15 protein-coding genes and 1 riboswitch are annotated in these 17,859 nt (G+C 70.8%); of the genes, 6 read left to right on the top strand and 9 right to left on the bottom strand.

Annotated features, from left to right (window positions below):
- Nucleotides 1–645 (top strand): GntR family transcriptional regulator, encoded by a 645-nt coding sequence (locus FPZ12_RS23425; protein WP_144747780.1) that lies wholly within the window; start codon nucleotides 1–3, stop codon nucleotides 643–645.
- Between the two features lie 231 nt (nucleotides 646–876).
- On the opposite strand, the gene FPZ12_RS23420 is transcribed toward FPZ12_RS23425, so the two are convergent.
- Nucleotides 877–1,551, bottom strand: coding sequence for a hypothetical protein (locus FPZ12_RS23420; protein WP_144747779.1), 675 nt, complete (start codon nucleotides 1,549–1,551; stop codon nucleotides 877–879).
- Between the two features lie 19 nt (nucleotides 1,552–1,570).
- Complete coding sequence (locus tag FPZ12_RS23415; protein WP_144747778.1) at nucleotides 1,571–2,200, bottom strand: TetR/AcrR family transcriptional regulator; 630 nt, start codon at nucleotides 2,198–2,200, stop codon at nucleotides 1,571–1,573.
- A 192-nt stretch (nucleotides 2,201–2,392) separates the two neighbouring features.
- Between FPZ12_RS23415 and FPZ12_RS23410 the strand changes: the two genes are divergently transcribed.
- From FPZ12_RS23410 to FPZ12_RS23395, 4 genes are all read left to right on the top strand, one after another.
- A complete protein-coding gene (locus FPZ12_RS23410; protein WP_144747777.1) occupies nucleotides 2,393–3,196 on the top strand; it encodes an SDR family NAD(P)-dependent oxidoreductase in 804 nt (267 codons plus the stop codon).
- A 33-nt stretch (nucleotides 3,197–3,229) separates the two neighbouring features.
- A complete protein-coding gene (locus FPZ12_RS23405) occupies nucleotides 3,230–4,357 on the top strand; it encodes a DUF5938 domain-containing protein (RefSeq protein WP_144747776.1) in 1,128 nt (375 codons plus the stop codon).
- A gap of 59 nt (nucleotides 4,358–4,416) precedes the next feature.
- The gene (locus tag FPZ12_RS23400; protein WP_144747775.1) at nucleotides 4,417–5,949 is read left to right on the top strand and encodes an acyl-CoA synthetase; all 1,533 of its coding nucleotides are present in this window, start codon (nucleotides 4,417–4,419) and stop codon (nucleotides 5,947–5,949) included.
- A gap of 330 nt (nucleotides 5,950–6,279) precedes the next feature.
- Complete coding sequence (locus FPZ12_RS23395) at nucleotides 6,280–7,401, top strand: acyl-CoA dehydrogenase family protein (RefSeq protein WP_144747774.1); 1,122 nt, start codon at nucleotides 6,280–6,282, stop codon at nucleotides 7,399–7,401.
- Here the strand turns inward: FPZ12_RS23395 and FPZ12_RS23390 are convergent.
- The 7 genes from FPZ12_RS23390 to FPZ12_RS23360 all read right to left on the bottom strand — a co-directional run bounded on the left by FPZ12_RS23390 (nucleotide 7,391) and on the right by FPZ12_RS23360 (nucleotide 16,592).
- The gene (locus tag FPZ12_RS23390; protein WP_144747773.1) at nucleotides 7,391–9,328 is read right to left on the bottom strand and encodes a hydantoinase B/oxoprolinase family protein; all 1,938 of its coding nucleotides are present in this window, start codon (nucleotides 9,326–9,328) and stop codon (nucleotides 7,391–7,393) included. The genes FPZ12_RS23395 and FPZ12_RS23390 overlap by 11 nt on opposite strands.
- The gene (locus tag FPZ12_RS23385; RefSeq protein WP_208025964.1) at nucleotides 9,325–11,334 is read right to left on the bottom strand and encodes a hydantoinase/oxoprolinase family protein; all 2,010 of its coding nucleotides are present in this window, start codon (nucleotides 11,332–11,334) and stop codon (nucleotides 9,325–9,327) included. Before FPZ12_RS23385 ends, FPZ12_RS23390 begins: the two co-directional genes overlap by 4 nt.
- Entirely contained in the window at nucleotides 11,331–12,116 is a 786-nt protein-coding gene (locus FPZ12_RS23380; protein WP_144747772.1) for an ABC transporter permease, read from the bottom strand. Before FPZ12_RS23380 ends, FPZ12_RS23385 begins: the two co-directional genes overlap by 4 nt.
- Nucleotides 12,109–12,984, bottom strand: coding sequence for an ABC transporter permease (locus FPZ12_RS23375; RefSeq protein WP_144747771.1), 876 nt, complete (start codon nucleotides 12,982–12,984; stop codon nucleotides 12,109–12,111). The genes FPZ12_RS23380 and FPZ12_RS23375 overlap by 8 nt, the downstream gene beginning before the upstream one ends.
- Complete coding sequence (locus FPZ12_RS23370) at nucleotides 12,965–13,978, bottom strand: ABC transporter ATP-binding protein (protein ID WP_243769985.1); 1,014 nt, start codon at nucleotides 13,976–13,978, stop codon at nucleotides 12,965–12,967. Before FPZ12_RS23370 ends, FPZ12_RS23375 begins: the two co-directional genes overlap by 20 nt.
- Nucleotides 13,975–15,057: an ABC transporter substrate-binding protein gene (locus tag FPZ12_RS23365; protein WP_144747769.1), complete on the bottom strand. Its 1,083-nt coding sequence runs from the start codon at nucleotides 15,055–15,057 to the stop codon at nucleotides 13,975–13,977. The genes FPZ12_RS23370 and FPZ12_RS23365 overlap by 4 nt, the downstream gene beginning before the upstream one ends.
- Before the next feature lie 38 nt (nucleotides 15,058–15,095).
- Nucleotides 15,096–15,210: riboswitch (SAM riboswitch) on the bottom strand.
- Between the two features lie 47 nt (nucleotides 15,211–15,257).
- Nucleotides 15,258–16,592 carry an amidohydrolase gene (locus tag FPZ12_RS23360; RefSeq protein ID WP_144747768.1) on the bottom strand — a complete coding sequence of 445 codons (1,335 nt, stop codon included), beginning with the start codon at nucleotides 16,590–16,592 and terminating at the stop codon, nucleotides 15,258–15,260.
- 137 nt (nucleotides 16,593–16,729) lie between these two features.
- Between FPZ12_RS23360 and FPZ12_RS23355 the strand changes: the two genes are divergently transcribed.
- The gene (locus FPZ12_RS23355; protein ID WP_144747767.1) at nucleotides 16,730–17,452 is read left to right on the top strand and encodes an SDR family oxidoreductase; all 723 of its coding nucleotides are present in this window, start codon (nucleotides 16,730–16,732) and stop codon (nucleotides 17,450–17,452) included.
- The last annotated feature ends 407 nt before the right edge of the window (nucleotides 17,453–17,859 follow it).

Raw genomic sequence — 17,859 nt, 5'->3', positions numbered from 1 at the left:
GTGACCGAGATCCGCGTGCGGCACACGAACCTGCGGGACCAGGTGCTGGAGGTCGTGCAGCAGGCGATGGTCTCGGGGGAGATCCGCCCCGGCGACATCTACTCCGCGTCGGCGCTGGCGGCGCGGCTCGGGGTGTCGAGCAGCCCGGTGCGCGAGGCGATGCTGGCGCTGGTGCACCGGGGGCTCATGCAGCCGGTCCGCAACCGCGGGTTCCGGGTGGTCGAGATGAGCGAGCGGGACCTGGACGAGGTCTACGAAATGCGGCAGCTGCTGGAAATCCCGGCCACCCTCTCGGCGGCCGCGAAGGCGGGGCCCGCCGACTTGGCACGCCTCGGCGCGCTTGCCGGGGAGATCGAGGCCGCCGCCGCGGACGGCGACGTCGCCCGCTTCCTCGAAGCCGACCGCCGCTTCCACCTGGACCTGCTGGCGCTCGCGGGCAACCGCCGCCTGGTGGACGGCATCGCCGCGTTGAGGGACCAGACTCGCCTGTACGGCTTGGAAAAACTCGCCGAAACCGGCCGGCTCCCCGGCGCGGCGGCCGAGCACCGCGAACTCCTCGCCGCCATCGAGAGCCGCGATCTGTCCATTTTGGAGCGCCTGCTGCGGGCGCACCTCGAACACACCCGCGCCGACTGGGCCGGTTAGTGTCTCGTGATGCTGTCCGGTTTACGTTGTCGTGTTTGCCCGTGCGGTCGGTGAGTTTGCCCGCCGCGTCACCGAGTTTGCCGGTCCGGTCGCCGAGTTTGCCCACGGCGACAGCGGTCGGCCAACCCGGCGACGCCCCGGGCCAACTCGGCGACGCCCCGGGCCAACTCGGCTCCCTGGCAGGCAAACACACCTGCGCGTCAAGACCACAAGATCACAAGACACTAGGCCCTACCGGAGCCACGCGTCGAAGGCGAACTTCACCGCCTGGCGCGCCAGTTCTTCTTCGAGGGCCTTCCGGCCGCCGGAGGGCGAGGGCGCGGGCGCGGGCGCCGGATCGGGCACGGGCGGGCCTGTCCACCAGAGCGGATCTCCGCCCGGCAGCGCCATCATGCCCCCGAACCGCAGATCGCCCACGAACCAGACGAGCCCGCGGCCGTCGGTCAGACCCAGCCAGGCTTCGCCGGGGACGTCCGACAGGAAGGTCACGGCGGCCTCGCCTGAAGGATCAAGCAGGAGTACGCGGCGTTGCGGCGTGTTCGCGACGGCTTCCATCCGGCACGGCCATGCCTGCCAACGGCCGTCGAGTACCGGCGTGGTCAGTTCCCGCACCCTTTCCTCGGCGGCCTTGGCGGTTTTCGCGGACGATTTGCCCGCCGAATCCGACAGCACCCACGCCACCAGGAAGCCGATCAGAAGAAGCCAGAAGAATTGCGTGGTAATAGCCAGAGAGACTGAAAGCACGGCGACAAGGGTGAAGACCATGCCCCTGGCCGCCTTGCTGCTATTCGCTCCCTTCACGGCCGTGTCCGCGATCGCCTTTTGGACTTCTTCCCGGATCTTCGGGGTCATCGCCTGGGCAGGCTGCGGCGACAGCTGATACCCGTAATCCTCGGCCAGCACCAAGACCCCCAGTCGGACGCGGCTAAGCCACCAGCAGGTCGAGCACGCGGGGAAGCTCCTCGCGGTATGCGTCGACCGCTTCCCCGATTTCCGACAGCGAGTTCAGCAGGGCCCGCTGGAAAATCCCGTCGAGCATGGCGTACGCGGTGGCCGGGGAGGCGGTGCACTCGCTGCCGCGCAGCTCCGCGTACCGGCTGATCACCCGCCAGATCATCGCCTCGCGGCGGTCGTCTATGTCCAGCACGTCCTTGCGGAACGCCTCGTCGAACAGGCTCTGGTTCTTCAGGTCGTACCAAAGCCGGTGCAGTGGCGCGTCTTCCGCGAGCGTCGCGAAGAACATCGCCGTGAAGTCGTCGCGCAGCTGGTTCGCGGTCTCCGCGTGCGCGACCACTTCGTCGTAGCGGGTCACGCAGACCGCTTCGTACTGGCGCACGGCTTCGGTGACCAGATCCCGTTTGTCCGCGAAGTAATAGTGCAGGACCCCGTGGGAGAACTCGGAGTTCTGCGCGATCTCCCGCAGGCTCGTCCGCGCGTAGCCGAGTTCGGCCAGCGTGTGCAGCGTGGCCACGGCGAGCTCGGTCCGCCGCGCGTCGAACTTGTCGACCTGGCGGCGGGCTATCCGATCCCGTTTCGTCTCGGCGACCTCGGTCACTGCCTGTCCTCGTCGGTTCGCTCCGGCCCGCGGTCGCGGGTCCCGCAGAAGTCTAACGCGTGTCCGGATCCCTGAGCCTTGACAAGCGTCCAAAAAAATCTTGACGACTGTCCAAAGAATGTTACTGTGACCCACGACGCACACCCGGGCCGGAGCAGGCGGGGCCGGTGCTCTCAAGGAGGAGATGCCAGGATGACGAGTTATGACTTGACCGGCCGGAAAGCGCTGGTCACCGGGGGTGCGCGCGGGCTCGGCGCCGGGATGGCCGAAGCGCTCGCCCAGGCGGGCGCCGCCGTCGCGATCGCCGATGTCCTCGAGGACGTCGGCAAGGAGACCGCCCAGACCCTGCGGGACTCCGGCGCCGTCGCGGAGTTCGTCCAGCTCGACGTCACCCAGGACGCGAGCTGGGCGGACGCCGTGACCAACGTGGTCAACTCCCTCGGCGGGCTCGACCTCGTGGTCAACAACGCGGGCGTGGAGATCACCAGCCTGCTCGCCGACCTCGACCCGGCCGGGCTGCGCAAGATGCTCGACGTCAACGTCGTCGGCACCGCGCTCGGCATCAAGCACGCCTTCCGCGCCATGCGGCCCGGCGGCCCGGCGGGCCAGGGCGGCGCGGTCGTCAACATCTCCTCGGTCGCCGCGACCATCGCTTTCCCCGGTATCGCGGGCTATTCGGCCACGAAGTCCGGCATCGACCGGCTGACCAGGGTCGCGGCCGCCGAGTCCGGCAGGCTCGGCTACGGCGTCCGCGTCAACTGCATCTACCCGGGGCTGACCCCCACCACGATGGGCAACCAGCTCGCCGTGGACTGCGCCGAACTCGGCCTGTTCCCCTCCGCCGAGGAGGCCGCGGCGGCCGTCGTGTCGCTGACCCCGGGCGGCAGGCTCGGGCAGGTCGACGACATGGCCGACGCGGTCGTGTTCCTCGCCTCCGACGCGGCCAAGTTCATCACCGGCGCCGGCCTCCCGGTCGACGGCGGCATGGGCATGTGACCGGATTTCCCCAGGGACGAAAGGAAAGTCTTCGTGGCAACTGACAAGCCCGTCGTCGTCTACGGCGCCTCCGGCTACACCGGCAGGCTCATCTGCGAGTACCTGCGCGAGTACAACATCCCGTTCCTGGCGGCGGGTCGCGATCTCAAGCGGGTGAGCGAAGCCGTCGCCGCGGTGCCCGGCATCGACACCGTGGACCACGAGATCGCCGAGGTCGAGCACAGCGCGGCCGCGCTCACCGAAGCGTTCCGCGGCGCCAAGGTCGTGCTGAACACCGTCGGCCCGTTCGCGCGGTGGGGGCACGAGGTCGTCCAGGCCTGCCTGGAGATCGGCGCGCACTACACCGACACCAACGGCGAACAGAACTGGATGATCGACGCCGACGAGCGCTACGGCGCCGAGTTCGCCACGCGGGGCCTGGTGCTCACGCCGGGGCTGGCGCAGATGTACACCATCGGCGAGATCGCGGCGAACCTCTGCCTCGAGACGCCGGGCCTGGACACCCTCGACATCCAGGTGTTCTGGAAGGGGCACCCGACCGTCGCCTCGACGAACACCATCCTCACCAACGCGGCGTTCTCCAAGGCGTACTACCTGGAGCAGAACGAGTACGTCGAATGGCCGCCCGACGCCGGGCTGTACGACGTGGTCGTGCCCGGCCAGCACGAGCTCGGCCTCGCGCTGCCGTGGGGCGGCACCTCGCATCCCTTGTGGTTCAAGAAGGATCCGCGCGTGGCGAACGTGCGTGCGCTGGGCGGGGTGTTCAACCGGCCGCTGATGCAGGGCGTGCCGCAGATCGTCGCGGGTGCCCTGCAGCAGATGGAGGGGAAGTCGCTGGAGGAGAAGTACCGGATCATCGACGAGCAGTCGGCGGCGGTGCGCAGCGAGATGCCGCCGCGCGAGAACCCGCGCATCAACACCTCGCTCGACTCGGTGCACGCCTCGGGCCCGCTGGGGCGCGCGCACTGCGTGATCCACGGCAACTGCAACTACAAGCAGACCGCGCTGCTGAACGCGCACGCCGCCGCGCACCTGCTGCAGGAACCGCCGCGCCGCACGGGTTTCGCGTCCAGCTGCCAGGCGTTCGGGTACCGCGAGCTGTTCGGCACGCTGCGCGCGTTCGGCCTCGTGCTCGAACCGATCCTCGAAGTCCACCAGTAAAGACCACCGTGCCGGCCGCCGCAGGGGGCGGCCGGCACGGCTTCCCCGTGAGGTGAGCAGTGCGGCTGGCCGACTACCTGGACAAGGGCGCGTCACTCGGTGGCGAGGCGCCTTGCCTGACCATGAACGAGGAAACGCTCACCTACGACGAGGTGGTGCGGCAGTCGCGGCAGGTCGCCGGCGCGCTGCAGGCGTCCGGGATCCGGCGCGGCGACCGCGTCGCCATCCTCTCCGGCAACGACCCGATCGCGCTGACGTGCGTCTTCGGCATTTCCCGCGCAGGCGCGGTGTGGTGCCCGGTGAACCCGCGTAACGAGGCCGAGGAGAACCGGCAGCTGCTGGACCTTTTCGGCTGCCGGGCGCTGCTCTTCCAGCGGAAGTTCGCGCCGCTCGTGGCGAAGATCCGGCACCGGCTGCCGGAGCTGAAGACGCTGGTGTGCCTGGACGGCGAGGCCGAGGAGGCCCGCGCGTTCGCCGAGTGGACCGCCGGCGCCGGCGAGCCGGAGGAGATCCGGGGCGCGAGCGACGAGCTGTGCATGCTCGCCGGAACCGGTGGTACGACGGGAAAACCGAAGGGAGTCCGGCTGACCGGGCGGAACATGGCCACGGCGACCGCGCTGACCCTGATGAGCTACCCCTTCGGCGACCGGCCGCGGTATCTCGCGCTGGCGCCGCTCACGCATTCCGCCGGGGTGCTGACCTTCCCGGTCCTGACGCTCGGCGGCGAGATCGTCATCATGCCCAACCCCGATCTCGGCGAGTTCCTCCGTCTCGTGGAACAGCACCGGATCACGCACGCGTTCCTGCCGCCGACGGTCATCTACGGCCTGCTCGACCGGCCGGAGCTCGACGCGGCGGAGCTGGGATCGTTGCGCTGCCTGTGGTACGGCGCCGCGCCGATGTCGCCGACGCGGCTGGAGGAGGCGCTGAAGCGGATCGGGCCGGTGCTCGGGCAGCTGTTCGGCCAGACCGAGGCCCCGAACATGATCTCGACACTGGCCCCGGCCGACCACTTCCGGATGGACGGAAGTGTTGCCACGGAACGGCTTTCCTCGGCCGGACGCCCGACGCCGCTGACGCAGGTCGCGGTGATGGACGGCGCCGGCAACCTGCTGAAGCGGGGCGAGCGCGGCGAGATCGTGGTGCGCGGCCCGCTGGTGATGGACGGTTACCACGAGAACCCGGAGGCCACCGCGGCGGCGAGCGCGTACGGCTGGCACCACACCGGGGACATCGGGTACCTCGACGAGGAGAACTTCCTGTACATCGTCGACCGCGCCAAGGACATGATCATCACCGGCGGGTTCAACGTCTACTCGGCCGAGGTGGAGAAGGCGCTGGCCGCGCATCCCGCCGTGCAGGACAGCGCCGTGCTCGGGCTGCCCGACGAGAAATGGGGCGAGCGGGTGACGGCGGTGGTCCAGCTCCGCCCCGACCGCGAGGCGACGGCCGAGGAGCTGGCCGCGTTCGTGAAGGACCGGCTGGGCAGCGTGAAAACGCCGAAACAGGTGGAGATCTGGCCCGATCTGCCGAGGTCGAAGATCGGGAAGGTGCTCAAACCGGACATCCGGGCCAGGCTCACCGCCGACTGAGGCGGCTCGTGGCCGGGACGTTCGCGGTCGCGGGCCGGTCGCCGCGGCGCGGGCGTGTTGGCTTCTGGCGGTGCTGTGTTGGCGGCTCGCGCGGGCGTGTTGGCCTTTCGCGGTGGTGTGTTGGCCGCTCGTGCGGGCGTGTTGGCCGCTCGTGGTGGTGATTTGGCCTCTCGCGGGGCGTGTTCGTCTCTCGTGGCGGTGAATGGGTAGCTCGCCCGTGGGCGCCTGTCCGCGGGCGCGGACGGCCCCGTTCCGGCCATCGGGATCACAGTCCACACTGGACCTCCGCGGGTAACCTGGACGACGTCCAGCTACCCCCGGAGGAACCCCGTGACCCGCGTCGCCGCCCCTGCACTGCAACGGATCGTCACCGGGCTCGCGGCCCGCGCGGGCGAGCACGACAGGGACGGCAGCTTCCCGTTCGAGGGCGTCGATCTCGTGCATTCGGCGGGCCTGCTCACCACCACCGTGCACCCCCGCTACGGCGGCCAGGGCGCGGGAATCCTCGACACCGCGAAGCTCCTCGCCGAGCTCGGCCGCGGTGATCCGGCTGTGGCGCTCGTCACCGCGATGACGCTGTTCGCCCATGCGGGGCAAGGGAAGAACGGCACCTGGCCGGACGAGATCTACCGCGCGGCGCTCGCCGAATCGGCCGAACGCCCGGTGCTGATCAATGCGCTGCAGGTCGAGCCCGCGCTAGGTTCGCCGAGCCGGGGCGGCCTGCCGGAAACCGTGGCGCGCCGCACGAAGGACGGCTGGCGGCTCACCGGCCGCAAGATCTACTCGACGGGTTCGGTCGCGCTGCGCTGGATGGTGGTGTGGGCCCGCACCGACGAGCCCGAGCCGCGCGTCGGCAACTTCCTCGTGCGCGGCGACGCGCCCGGCATCGCGATCGACGAGACCTGGGATCACCTCGGCCTGCGCGCCAGCGCGAGCCACGACGTCGTTTTCACCGACGTGCCCGCCGAACCCGCGCTCGATCTGTCCACACCGGACAAAGTCCCGCCGCGTTCGGCGCAGCCGTGGCAGGTCACGCTCCCAGCGCTGTACCTCGGCGTCGCCCGCAACGCGCTCGACTGGCTCGTGCGGTTCCTCCGCGAACGCGTGCCCAGCGGGCTGGGCAAACCCCTCGCTACGCTCCCGCGTTTCGAGACCGGCGTCGGCGAGATCGCGGCAGCGATCCAGGGCGCCGAAGAGGTCCTGTTCGGCCTCGCCCGGCGCATCGACGACGGCGATCCCGAGGCGCCACAACGCATCGGCGTCGCGAAGACGCAGGCAACGCGGTCACTGATCGGCGCCGTCGAGCAGGCGATGACGCTGGCCGGGAATCCCGGGCTCACGCGCCACAACCCGCTCCAGCGGCACTACCGGGACGTACTCTGCGCCCGCGTCCACGCTCCGCAGGAGGACGCGGTGGTAACAGCGCTCGGCCGTCGCATCCTCAACGGATAGCCGAACGCAGTACGGCCGAGGCTCGTTCGCGTTGTTCGTCGGTCGGTGTCGAGCGGGGGAACCCGTCGGGCAGCTCCGCCAGCACCGACGCCACGATCTCCGCCCGGCGGCGATAACGTTGGTGCAGGGGCAAAGTGAACAGGTACCGCACGAACTCGTCACCGGTCTCGACGTCGAAGACCGACTCCCACGCCTGCCGCTCCGGGCCGAAACCGAACCCTTCGCGCTCCGCGCGGGAGCGGGCCCGCGCCGTCGCCGCTGAGTCGATCTCGTTGCCGGACAGCACAACCCCGTACTCCCGCTCCGCCGCCTCCACGGAAACGAGGCCACGGCGCACATCCCGCAGCACCGCCTCGGGGTCACGCCGGAACGGGTCGCCGTAGCCGCCGGCGCCGGAGGTCCGCAGCGTCACCACGTCGCCCCGGTTCAGCGGCAGCACATCCACTTTCCCCACCGGCGAACCGTTCACCGACAGCACCGCCGGAGTGCCCGGCCCACCGCCCTGAACGCCCCACGGCCGGAAGCATTGCCGTTCCAGCCCGCGCGCGAGTAGCCGTGCACCGTCCTCGCGCACGCGGAACGACAGTTCGAGCCCGCACCCGCCGCGCCAGCGCCCGGCCCCGCCCGAGTCCGGCACCAGTCCGTAACGCAGGATCTCCGCGCCGATCTCGGTTTCCACCGTTTCGACGGGATTGTTGGCCAGGTTGGAAATCCCGCTGTCGCGCCCGTCCACGCCGTCCGCGCCCGCGCGCGCCCCGGTGCCGCCGACCATCGGCTCCAGCACCTGCACGTTGTCCTGCTCCGCCAGCACCACCGGCACCACGAGCCCGCTCGACGCGGCCGGAAGCACATCCGGCGCCGCCAGGCCCAGCGCGCCGCCCAGCGCGTCGTTGACCCGGGAAGCCGTCGCGTGCCGGACACCGACCGCGGCCGGGCGCACGGCGTTGACCACGCTGCCTTCGGGCGCGGTCACGGTGATCGGCCGCACCAGCCCGGCGTTCAGCGCGATCGCCGGGTCCAGCGTGCAGATCAGCGCCAGCACCCGGGTGGTGATCCAGGCGTGCGGGCGGCCAAGGCTCGCGATGTTGAACGCCGCGGCCACCTGCGGATCGGTGCCGGTGAAGTCGAGGTGCAGCGAGCCCGAGGCCAGCGTCGCGGTGACCGAGATGCGCACCGGCACGGGGGAGACCGCGTCGTCGTCGAGGTAGTCCACGAACCGGAACGTGCCGTCGTCCAAAGTGGACAGCGCGGCCCGCGCCTTCGCGGCGGTGTAGTCGACGACATCCTGCTGCGCCGCCAGCACATCCGCGACGCCGTGCCGCTCGACGATCGCCGCCAGCCGGGTGCGGCCGGTGCGCAGCGCGGCGATCATGGCCTGCAGATCGCCGCGGTTGGCGTCGGGCATCCGGCTGTTGGCCGCCATCATCCGCTCGACGTCGGTGTTCGGCTCGCCCGCGCGGACCAGTTTCACCGGCGGGATCTGCAGCCCCTCCTGGAAGATCTCGTCGTTGGTGGGGGAGAGGCTGCTGGGCACCCGGCCGCCGATGTCGGAGCAGTGGATGAACGCCCAGCCGTAGCCGATCAGCTCCCCGTCGGCGAAGTACGGCGCGATGAGCTGCAGGTCGGTCAGGTGCGTGGCGAGCCCGCCCGAGGTGAACGGGTCGTTCGTGATCACCACGTCGCCCGGCTCCAGCGGACCCGCCGCCTCCGCCGTCGTGGCCACGTCGAGCCCCACGAACCCGGACACGCCGATCCCGCGCGGATACGCGACGAACCCGCCTTCGGGGCCGGCGAGCGCGCAGCAGAAGTCCGCGGTTTCCTTGACGTACAAGGATCTGCTGGTGCGCTGCAGCGTCAGGCACATCTCCTCCGCCAGCGCGGAGAACTTGTTGCCGATGATCTCCAGGGTGACCGGGTCGAGCTTCATCGCCGCACCCGCAGGTTGCCGAACTCGTCCACGGTCACCGACCAGCCCCCGGGCACGACCACGGTGGTGTCCTCCTGCTCCACGACGGCGGGCCCGGAGAACCGGTCTCCGGCCCGCAAGGCCGCCCGCTGGTAGACGCGGGCCTCTGTCCAGTCCTCACCGAGGAACACCGGCCGGGTGCCGCCCGGCTCCGGCTCGCCGCCCCCGGCCGGCACGGTCCTCGACGGCAACGGCGGGACGGGCCCGACCACGGTGAGCCGCGCCGTCCCGAGCCGGATCGGCGCGGTGGTGTCCCGGAAGCCGTACAGCCGCTCGTGTTCCGCGTGCAACGCTTCGGCCACGGCTTCTTCGGTCAGGTCGGTCAGGGGTACGCGCAGCTCGAACGCCTGCCCGAGGTAGCTGAGATCCGCGGATACGTCGAACCGCGGTTGCCCGGTCGCCACACCCTGCTCGCCCAGCCACACCCGCGCCTGCTGCTCCAGTTCGGCGAGGATGTCCCGCAGCCGCGCGATTCCCGCCGCGTCGAGCGGACGGCGCAGGCTGCGCGCGAAGTCACGGCGCAGGTCCGCGGCCGCGGCGCCGAGCGCGCAGAACGTGGCCGCCGCGGGCGGCACCACGATCTCACTGATGCCCGCCTCCTCGGCGAGGGCCGCCGCGTGCGTGGGGCCCGCGCCGCCGACGGGCACCAGCGTGAACTCGGCGGGGTCCAGTCCGCGCTGCACCAGGATCTTCTGCAGTTCCACGGCCATTCCCGCGGTCGCGACACGCAGGGCCGCGGCCGCGGCACGGATGCTGTCCAGCCCGATCCGCTCGCCGACCTCCGCGAGCGCCCTGTCCGCCGCGCCGGCGTCGAGCGTCATCCGGCCACCGAGGAACGAGCCAGGGTCGATCAGCCCGGTGCGCAGGTAGCAGTCGGTGACGGCGGGCCGGGTGCCGCCGCGCCCGTAGGCGACCGGGCCGGGCACCGCGCCCGTGCTTTCCGGGCCGACCTTGAGCACGCCCTGTTCGTCCACGCGCACCACGGATCCGCCGCCCGCGCCGATCGCGTTGACCGCGACCACCGGCAGCACCAGGGGCAGCCCGCCGACCGTGGTGCGGGTGGCGATCTCCGGCGCCCCGTCCAGCGCGACCGCGATGTCGCTGCTCGTGCCGCCCATGTCGAACGTGACCAGCCGCCCGATCCCCGCCTCTCCGGCGAGTTTCGTCGCGGCCGTCACGCCGGAGGCCGGTCCGGAGAGGACTGTCTCGATAGGACGGCCGACCGCCGCGGAAAGGCTGAGCGCGCCGCCGTTCGAGCCCGCGATGGTGACCGGCGCCGTTACTCCCAGCGCGGCGAGCCGCTCTTCCAGCCGCTCGAAGTAGGCGTGCATCAGCGGCTGGATGTAGGCGTTGAGACAGGCCACCAGTGCCCGTTCGTACTCCCGCACCTCCGGCCACACCGTGGCCGAGGCCGCGACTTCGGTGCCCGGCAACAGGTTCGCCAGCCGGGCCGCGATGTCCGCCTCGAACTCCGGGTTGGTGTGGGCGTGGAGCACGACGACCGCGACGGCGTCCGCGTCGATCGAAGCGGCGGCGCGGGCCAGGTCCTCGTCGGTCGGGGTGCGGGCCGGGGTGCCGTCCGGGTTCAGGCGCGCGGGCAGTTCGACGACCACTTCGCGCGGCACGAGCGGCTCTTCCTTCGCCGCGTGCAGGTCGAACGACGAGGGCAGACGGCTGCGCCCGATCTCCAGGATGTCGCGGTATCCCTCGGTCACCACGAGCGCGAGCCGCGCGCCGCGCCGCTGGATGATCGTGTTCAGCCCGATCGTCGTGCCGTGGGTGATCGCGCCGAACTCGCCGGGCGCGATCCCGGCCAGCTCCGCGATCGCGGCCAGGCCGCGCGCGACGGCCTCGGTCGGGTCCGCGGGCGTGCTCGGTTCCTTGTGGTGCAGCACTTCCTCGCCCGCGCCGGCGAGGACGAAGTCGGTGAACGTGCCGCCGACGTCGATTCCGGCTCGAATGGTCACAGCAGCTCCGACAGGCGCACGAATCGCTCCAGTACCAGCATCACGATGACGCTGGCGGCCAGCAGCAGGGTGGACACCGCGGCGACCGACGGGTCCAGCTGGAACTGGACGGCCGAGAAGATGCGCAGCGGCACGGTGGTGGTGTTCGCCCCGGCGACGAGCGCGGTGATGGCCACTTCGCCGAGCGAGGTGACGGCGGCGAAGACGGCTCCGGCGATAATTCCGGGGCGCAGCAAGGGAAGCGTGACCGTCCAGAACACGCGGCGGTTGCTCGCGCCGAGGCTCGCGGCCGCCCGTTCCAGCGTCACGTCCAGGCCGGACGCGCTCACCAGCACCGCGCGCACGACGTAGGGGAGCGCGATCAGCGAATGCGCCAGCCACAGCCCGGTGATCGTGTTCGTCAGCTGCAGACCCTGCAGGTAGTACAGGAGCCCGAGGGCGATGATGATCTCCGGGATGAGCAGCGGGCCCAGCGCTAACCCGGCCAGCGCGCCCTTTCCGGGAAACGTCCCGCGCGCGATGCCGTACGCCGCCGTGGTGCCGAGCACCACCGTGGTGAGCACGACGAACACCACCAGCAACCCGGAAAGCTGGAACGACACCAGCCAGTCCGGTGAGGACAGCACCGCGGAGTACCAGCGCAGCGAGAACCCGGACGGCGGGAACGCCACCGAGTCCGCCGAGTTGAACGACGCCACCACCAGCACCACGAGCGGCGCCAGCAGGAACAGGAAGACCAGACCCGCGAACACCCGGCCCGCGACGGTCAGCAGCTTAGCCATTGAGCCTCCGCGTCCACAGCCGGAACCCGCCGCCGAAGAGCGCCGTGCAGACCCCCGTGAGCAGGAGCAGCACGAACGACAGCGCCGCGGCCATCGGGTAGTCGAACACGCTCGAAACCTGGTCGTAGACCCGGATTCCGGCCAGCGGCTGGTTGGTGCCGCCGATCAGCATCGGGGTGATGTAGATGCCCATCGCCAGCGAGAAGACGATCAGCACACCGGCCGCGACGCCTGGCAGGCTCAGCGGAACGGTCACGCGCCAGAACGTGCGCGCCGGGCCCGCGCCCAGGCTCAGCGACGCGCGCGAGAGGTTCGGCTCGATGTTCCGCAGCGCCGTGGTGAGCGGGACGATCGCGAACGGCAGCAGCACGTGCGTCACCGAGACGATCACCGCGCCGGTGCTGCCGAGCAGGTTCACCGGCTGGTCGCTCAGGCCGAGGCCGACGAGCACGCGGTTCACGAGCCCGTTGCCGGACAGCAGCACCGACCAGCCGTAGGTGCGCACGACCACGCTCGTCAGCAGCGGCGAGATCACGATGAGCAGCAACAAAGTCCGCACGACGCCGGGCCTGCGGTGGGCGAGCACGTACGCCGCCGCGTAGCCGAGCACGAGGCACAGCGCCGTCACCACCAGCGCGACGACCAGGCTGTGCAGCAACGCTTCGAGGAAGAACGACTCGCCGAACACGCGGCCGTACTGCGCCCCGGTGAACCCGGGCAGCGCGGCGCCGTACTGGTCGACCGGGTGGAAGCTCATGATCAGCATCCGGACCATGGGCACGATCAGCAGGAAGATCAGGAACGCCAGCGCCGGCAGGACGAAGGTCAGCCCGCGCCGGCGCGGCTTCTCAGCCGAGGACGATGACATCGCCTGGCTCCCAGCTCACCGGAACTTCACTGCCCTCGGCCGGGGCCTCGTCCGCGCGGGCCGTCAGCCGGATACCGCCGGGCAGGACCAGCTCGACCTGCCAGGTGTCGCCGAGGAACGACCGCAACACGACCTTCGCCTTCGGCCAATCCTCGCCGCCGAGGCGCACGCGCTCGGGCCGCACGGCGATGGTCACGTCGCCGGAAACCTCGCCCTGCCAAGGGAAGCTGTTCTCGCCGACGGTCAGCTTGCCGTCTCCGGCCTTGCCCTCCAGCACGTTCGCGGCCCCGAGGAACTCGGCGACGAAGCGCGTGGCCGGCGTCCGGTACACCTCTTCCGGCGTCCCGGCCTGCTCGACCCGGCCGCCGTTGAGCAGCACGATCCGGTCGGAGAGCGCGAGCGCCTCCTCCTGGTCGTGCGTCACGAACACCATCGTGATACCCAGGCGCTGCTGCAGCGCGCGCAGCTCGACACGCATCTCGCGGCGCAGCTTGGCGTCCAGATTGGACAGTGGTTCGTCCAGCAGCACCAGCGAAGGCCGGATCGCCAGCGCCCGCGCGACGGCCACCCGCTGCTGCTGCCCACCGGAAAGCTGACGCGGACGGCGCCCGGCGAACTCGCTCAGGCTGACCAGGCGCAGCGCCTCTTCCACGCGTTCCGCGCGCTCGGCCTTGGGTACCTTGCGCGCCTTGAGACCGTAGGCGACGTTGTCGGCGACGCTGAGATGCGGGAACAGCGCGTAGTTCTGGAACACCAGGCCGAGCCCGCGACGGTACGGCGGCACCGCGGTGAGGTCCTCGCCGTCGAGGCTGATGGTGCCGGACTTCGGTTTGATGAACCCGGCGAGCGTGTTGAGCAGGGTCGTCTTGCCACAGCCGCTCGGGCCGAGCACCGACAGGAACTCGCCCTTGCGGACGCTGAGCGCGTCCACGTCCAGGACGGAGTTCCCGTCGTAGCCCGCGGTCAGGCCGGTGATCTCGAGGTGCTCGCTCACCCGAAGATCTGGTTCCATCGTTGCTGCCAGCTGTTCAGGTTGGGGGTCGCGGCCGCGTAGTCGACCCAGGTGAAGGTCTTGTACACGTCCTCGCCGTGCTTGATCTTGGCGTCGAAGTCCGCGCTGTAGGTGATGGTGTCGTTGCCCGCGCCGTAGAACGTGGCCTCCGCGAAGGGTTTCTGGTACTGCGCGGCGGTCAGGTAGTTGAGGAACTTGTAGACGTCGTCGGAGTGAGTGGTGCCGGCCGGGACGTAGTACGAGGTGAGCGCGCCGACCGCGCCCGAGGCCGGGTAGGTGAAGCCGATCGGCTGGCCCGCCTTCTCCATCGCCAGCGCGCGGCCGTCCCAGAAGGGCACGATCCACGCGTCACCGTTCTGCACGGTCGTCGCCACGCTGCCCGCGTCCGCCGGGTACGAGGTCACGCAGCCCTTGAGCTTCTCCAGCTGCGCGAAGGCACGGTCCACATCGGACGGATTCGACAGCTGCCCGCCGAGGCTGTGCACCAGCGCGGAGAAGAACTGCATACCCGGGTTGTAGGTCAGCGGGGGCAGCGCGATGTGCCCGCAGTAGGCCGGATCGAAGATGTCCTGCCAGTCCTTGGGCGGATCGGTGATCTTGTCCGTGCGGTAGAGCCAGCCCAGCGAACCGGTGGTCAGCGGGGCGCCGTAAGCCTTGCCGTCCACCGAACCCTGCTGCACCAGCGTGTTCGACAGCTGCGGCCAGGTGGTGATCTTCGCGGTGTCCAGCGGCTGCAGCAGGTTGCCGCCGACCGCGGCCCGCACCGACTCGGAGGTGAAGGCCACCAGGTCGAACGGCGGGTTCTTGCCGTTCGCCGCGCGCAGCTTGGTCAGCCAGTCGGCGTCCGCGCCCAGCACCAGGTTCACCTTGATGCCGGTTTCCTTTTCGAACGGCTCCACAAAGGACGTCCGGAAGGCGTCGCTCCACGCCCCCGCGAACGCCGTCACCGTGATCGACCGGCCGGAATCCCCGGAGCCGCCGGTGTTCGCCGTGTCCACCGAACACGCGCCGGTGAACAGGACGGCCGCCGCGGCCACGATCGCGCCCACGCGTTTGAGCATCGTGCATCGTCCTCAGGTCAGAGGGACCTGGGCTGGCAGGTCCGCGCTTGCCTCCCACGCGCCGTGGGCGGCCATGTCTTCACCCGGGGCACCCCACCGCAGTTGGAGGGTTGCCGTCCGGCCAGCCGGGGCTTGGCGCCGGAACTCATGACGGACCAGAACTTATCACCCGTACGGGCCTGTTGACGCTGAGACAACGATCACAAGGCGTGATCAGTACTGCGGAACACGGACTCGCGCGTCAGGGAGTCGTGCAGTCCGGCGAAGTCCTCACGCGACAGTTTCGGCCCGCTGCCGGCGATCACCTCGCGGGCACGGGCGGCGCCGTCGTGCAGGAGGTCGATCGCGGTCATGGCCATCAGCTTGGCCGGGACCACGGCGGCGGACACGTGGTCGGCGGTGTGGAAAGCGTTGCCGTGGAAGGGCGCGTCCACCCCGGCGGCCGCCATCGCCTGCACCACCGGCATGACCCGGCTCAGGTCGCCCATGTCCGTCGAACCGCCACCGGACCCGGTCAGCCGCGCGTACCCGTCGCCGACGAGCTCGCGCGCGTTCGCCTCGACCACTTCGGCGAGCGGGGCGTCGTCGGCGTAGGGGAGGAACGAGACCGTGGTGAGGATTTCGACGTCGGCACCCATCGCGAGAGCGCCCCCGCGCAGCGCGCCCTCGACCCGCTTCGCCGTCGCGCGCAGGGCGTCGATCGTGTGCGCGCGGACGAGGATCTCCATTTCGGTCAGCGCCGGGATGGAGCTGACGGCCGCGCCCGAATGCGTGATCAGGTGGTGCACGCGGATCCCGTCGCCCTCGCGGAACATCTCGCGGTGCGCGTCGATCGCGGCGATCGCGACCGTGGCCGCCTTGTACGCGCTGATCCCGGCTTCGGGGGAGGCGGCGGCGTGTGCGGCTTTGCCGTGGAAGCGGACGCGCATGAGCAGCGAGCCGGTGCCGGTGAAACCCAGGCCCAGCGCGGGTTCCGGGGTGCCGGCGTGGGTGAGCAGCGCGAGGTCGACGTCGTCGAAATGGCCGCGGCGGATCAGCTCGGCCTTGCCCGCGGTGTGGTGCAGTTCGCCCGCGTCGCGCAGGCCGAGGCGCCAGCTCGTCTGGATGCATTCCTCGGCGGGTACGGCGAACAGCACGACGTCGCCGTCGAGTTCCTCGTGGACGGTCGCGAGCCCGATCCCCGCGCCGACCATCGCGGCGATTTGCGAGTTGTGCCCGCAGGCGTGCGCGGCGCCCGTTTCCGGGTCGGCGTAAGGATGATCGGGGATGACGAGGCTGTCCAGCTCGCTGAGGATGCCCACGGTGGGGCCCGCCGCGCGCCCGCTCATCCGTGCCTTCACGCCCGTGCGCGCGAGCCCCGTTTCCGGGGTGAGGCCGAGCGCCTCGAGCTGTCCGGCGACGACGTCGGCCGTGCGGAACTCGCGGTAGCCCGTCTCGGGATGCCGCATGATGTCCTCGCTCAGCGCGACGATCTCGCCGGCGCGCCGGTCGATTTCGGCGCAGGCAAGGGATTTGAGCTCCTCGGGTCCGGTCACGACGGTGATCCTAGGCGCCGGCCCGGTGGCGTGCCGTCCGGACGGGGGTCCCGCCACTCCCAGGATCGGCGGGGATCTCCCCAGCGGCGCGGATGCGGGGCACGGTGGTTGCTGTAGCCCAGTTCGAGGAGGTCAGGATGGAGATCGGCAACCGGACGGTTTTGGTCGTCGGCGGTACTTCGGGAATCGGGCGCGGGCTCGCGCGCCGGTTCGCGGACGCGGGGAGCACGGTGGTCGTCGGTGGGCGGGATCCTGAGGGGCCCGGCACGGTCCGGATCGACGTCACCGATCCGGAGTCGGTCAGCCGCGCCCGTGACGAAGTGCTCGCCGCTCATCCCGGGCTCGATGTCGTGGTCACGATGTCCGGCGTCATGCTTCCCGAAGATCTGCGCGATCCGTCGCACCTCGCGGCGGCCGAGACGACGATCGAGACGAACCTGCTGGGCACCATCCGCGTCGTCAGTGCTTTCACGCCGCACCTCGTCGGGCGTGGTGCGGGGACGATTCTCACGGTGAGCTCGGGGATCGCGTTTCTGCCGTTCCCGCTCATGCCCGCTTATGGCGCGTCGAAGGCCGGTGTGCACGCCTATACGGAATCGCTGCGGGCGCAGCTCGCGGGGACGGGCGTCGAGGTGGCCGAGCTGGTGCCGCCCGCGGTCGCCACCGCCGGGCAGGAGAAGGTGAACCCGGCGGCCCTGCCCCTCGACGCGTATCTCGACGAGGTGATGCCGTTGCTGGCGAAGGAACCGACCCCCGCCGAGATCCTGGTGGACCGCGTCCTGACTCACCGCTGGGCCGAACGCGACGGCACGTATGCGGAGCTGGTGGACCAACGCTCGCGGTTGCTCCCCGGCCGGTGAGGGGTTTTCGCTGAGGCGTGCGCCCGGCGCAGCGGGTTTACCGCGGCGGTTCGGGGACCGGTCCACAGTGGACTCCGGCCGCCGACGCGGGCGGCCAACTCACCGACGGGAACGGCCAACTCACCGACGGGAACGGCCAACTCGCCGACGCGGGCGGCCAACTCGCCGACGCGAAGCGCGGCCGGGTGTGTTTGCCCGCCACGGCTCTGTTTTGGCGGCTACGGTGCGTGTGTTTGCCCGCCGCGACGGCATGTTTGCCGCTCCGGCGCGGATGGTGCCCGTTCTCTCCCCGCGCGCCTCGCCCGGCGGCACCCGCTGAGGCGTCCGCCTCCCCACCGAGCGGTTCACCACCCTGCCCAAGCGATTCGCCACCCCAGCATGCGGCCCATCCCCGGACGGCCCACCAC

The organism is Amycolatopsis acidicola (assembly GCF_007713735.2).
Taxonomy (GTDB): Bacteria; Actinomycetota; Actinomycetes; order Mycobacteriales; family Pseudonocardiaceae; genus Amycolatopsis_E; species Amycolatopsis_E acidicola.
Note: the sequence above shows the minus strand (reverse complement) of the source record. Positions and strands in the feature narration are given on the sequence as shown.

Coding starts and splice junctions, on each gene's coding strand:
- FPZ12_RS23410 (WP_144747777.1), top strand. CDS start 2,393: ATGACGAGTTATGACTTGACCGGCCGGAAAGCGCTGGTCACCGGGGGT.
- FPZ12_RS23390 (WP_144747773.1), bottom strand. CDS start 9,328: ATGAAGCTCGACCCGGTCACCCTGGAGATCATCGGCAACAAGTTCTCC.
- FPZ12_RS23380 (WP_144747772.1), bottom strand. CDS start 12,116: ATGGCTAAGCTGCTGACCGTCGCGGGCCGGGTGTTCGCGGGTCTGGTC.
- FPZ12_RS23375 (WP_144747771.1), bottom strand. CDS start 12,984: ATGTCATCGTCCTCGGCTGAGAAGCCGCGCCGGCGCGGGCTGACCTTC.
- FPZ12_RS23365 (WP_144747769.1), bottom strand. CDS start 15,057: ATGCTCAAACGCGTGGGCGCGATCGTGGCCGCGGCGGCCGTCCTGTTC.
- FPZ12_RS23355 (WP_144747767.1), top strand. CDS start 16,730: ATGGAGATCGGCAACCGGACGGTTTTGGTCGTCGGCGGTACTTCGGGA.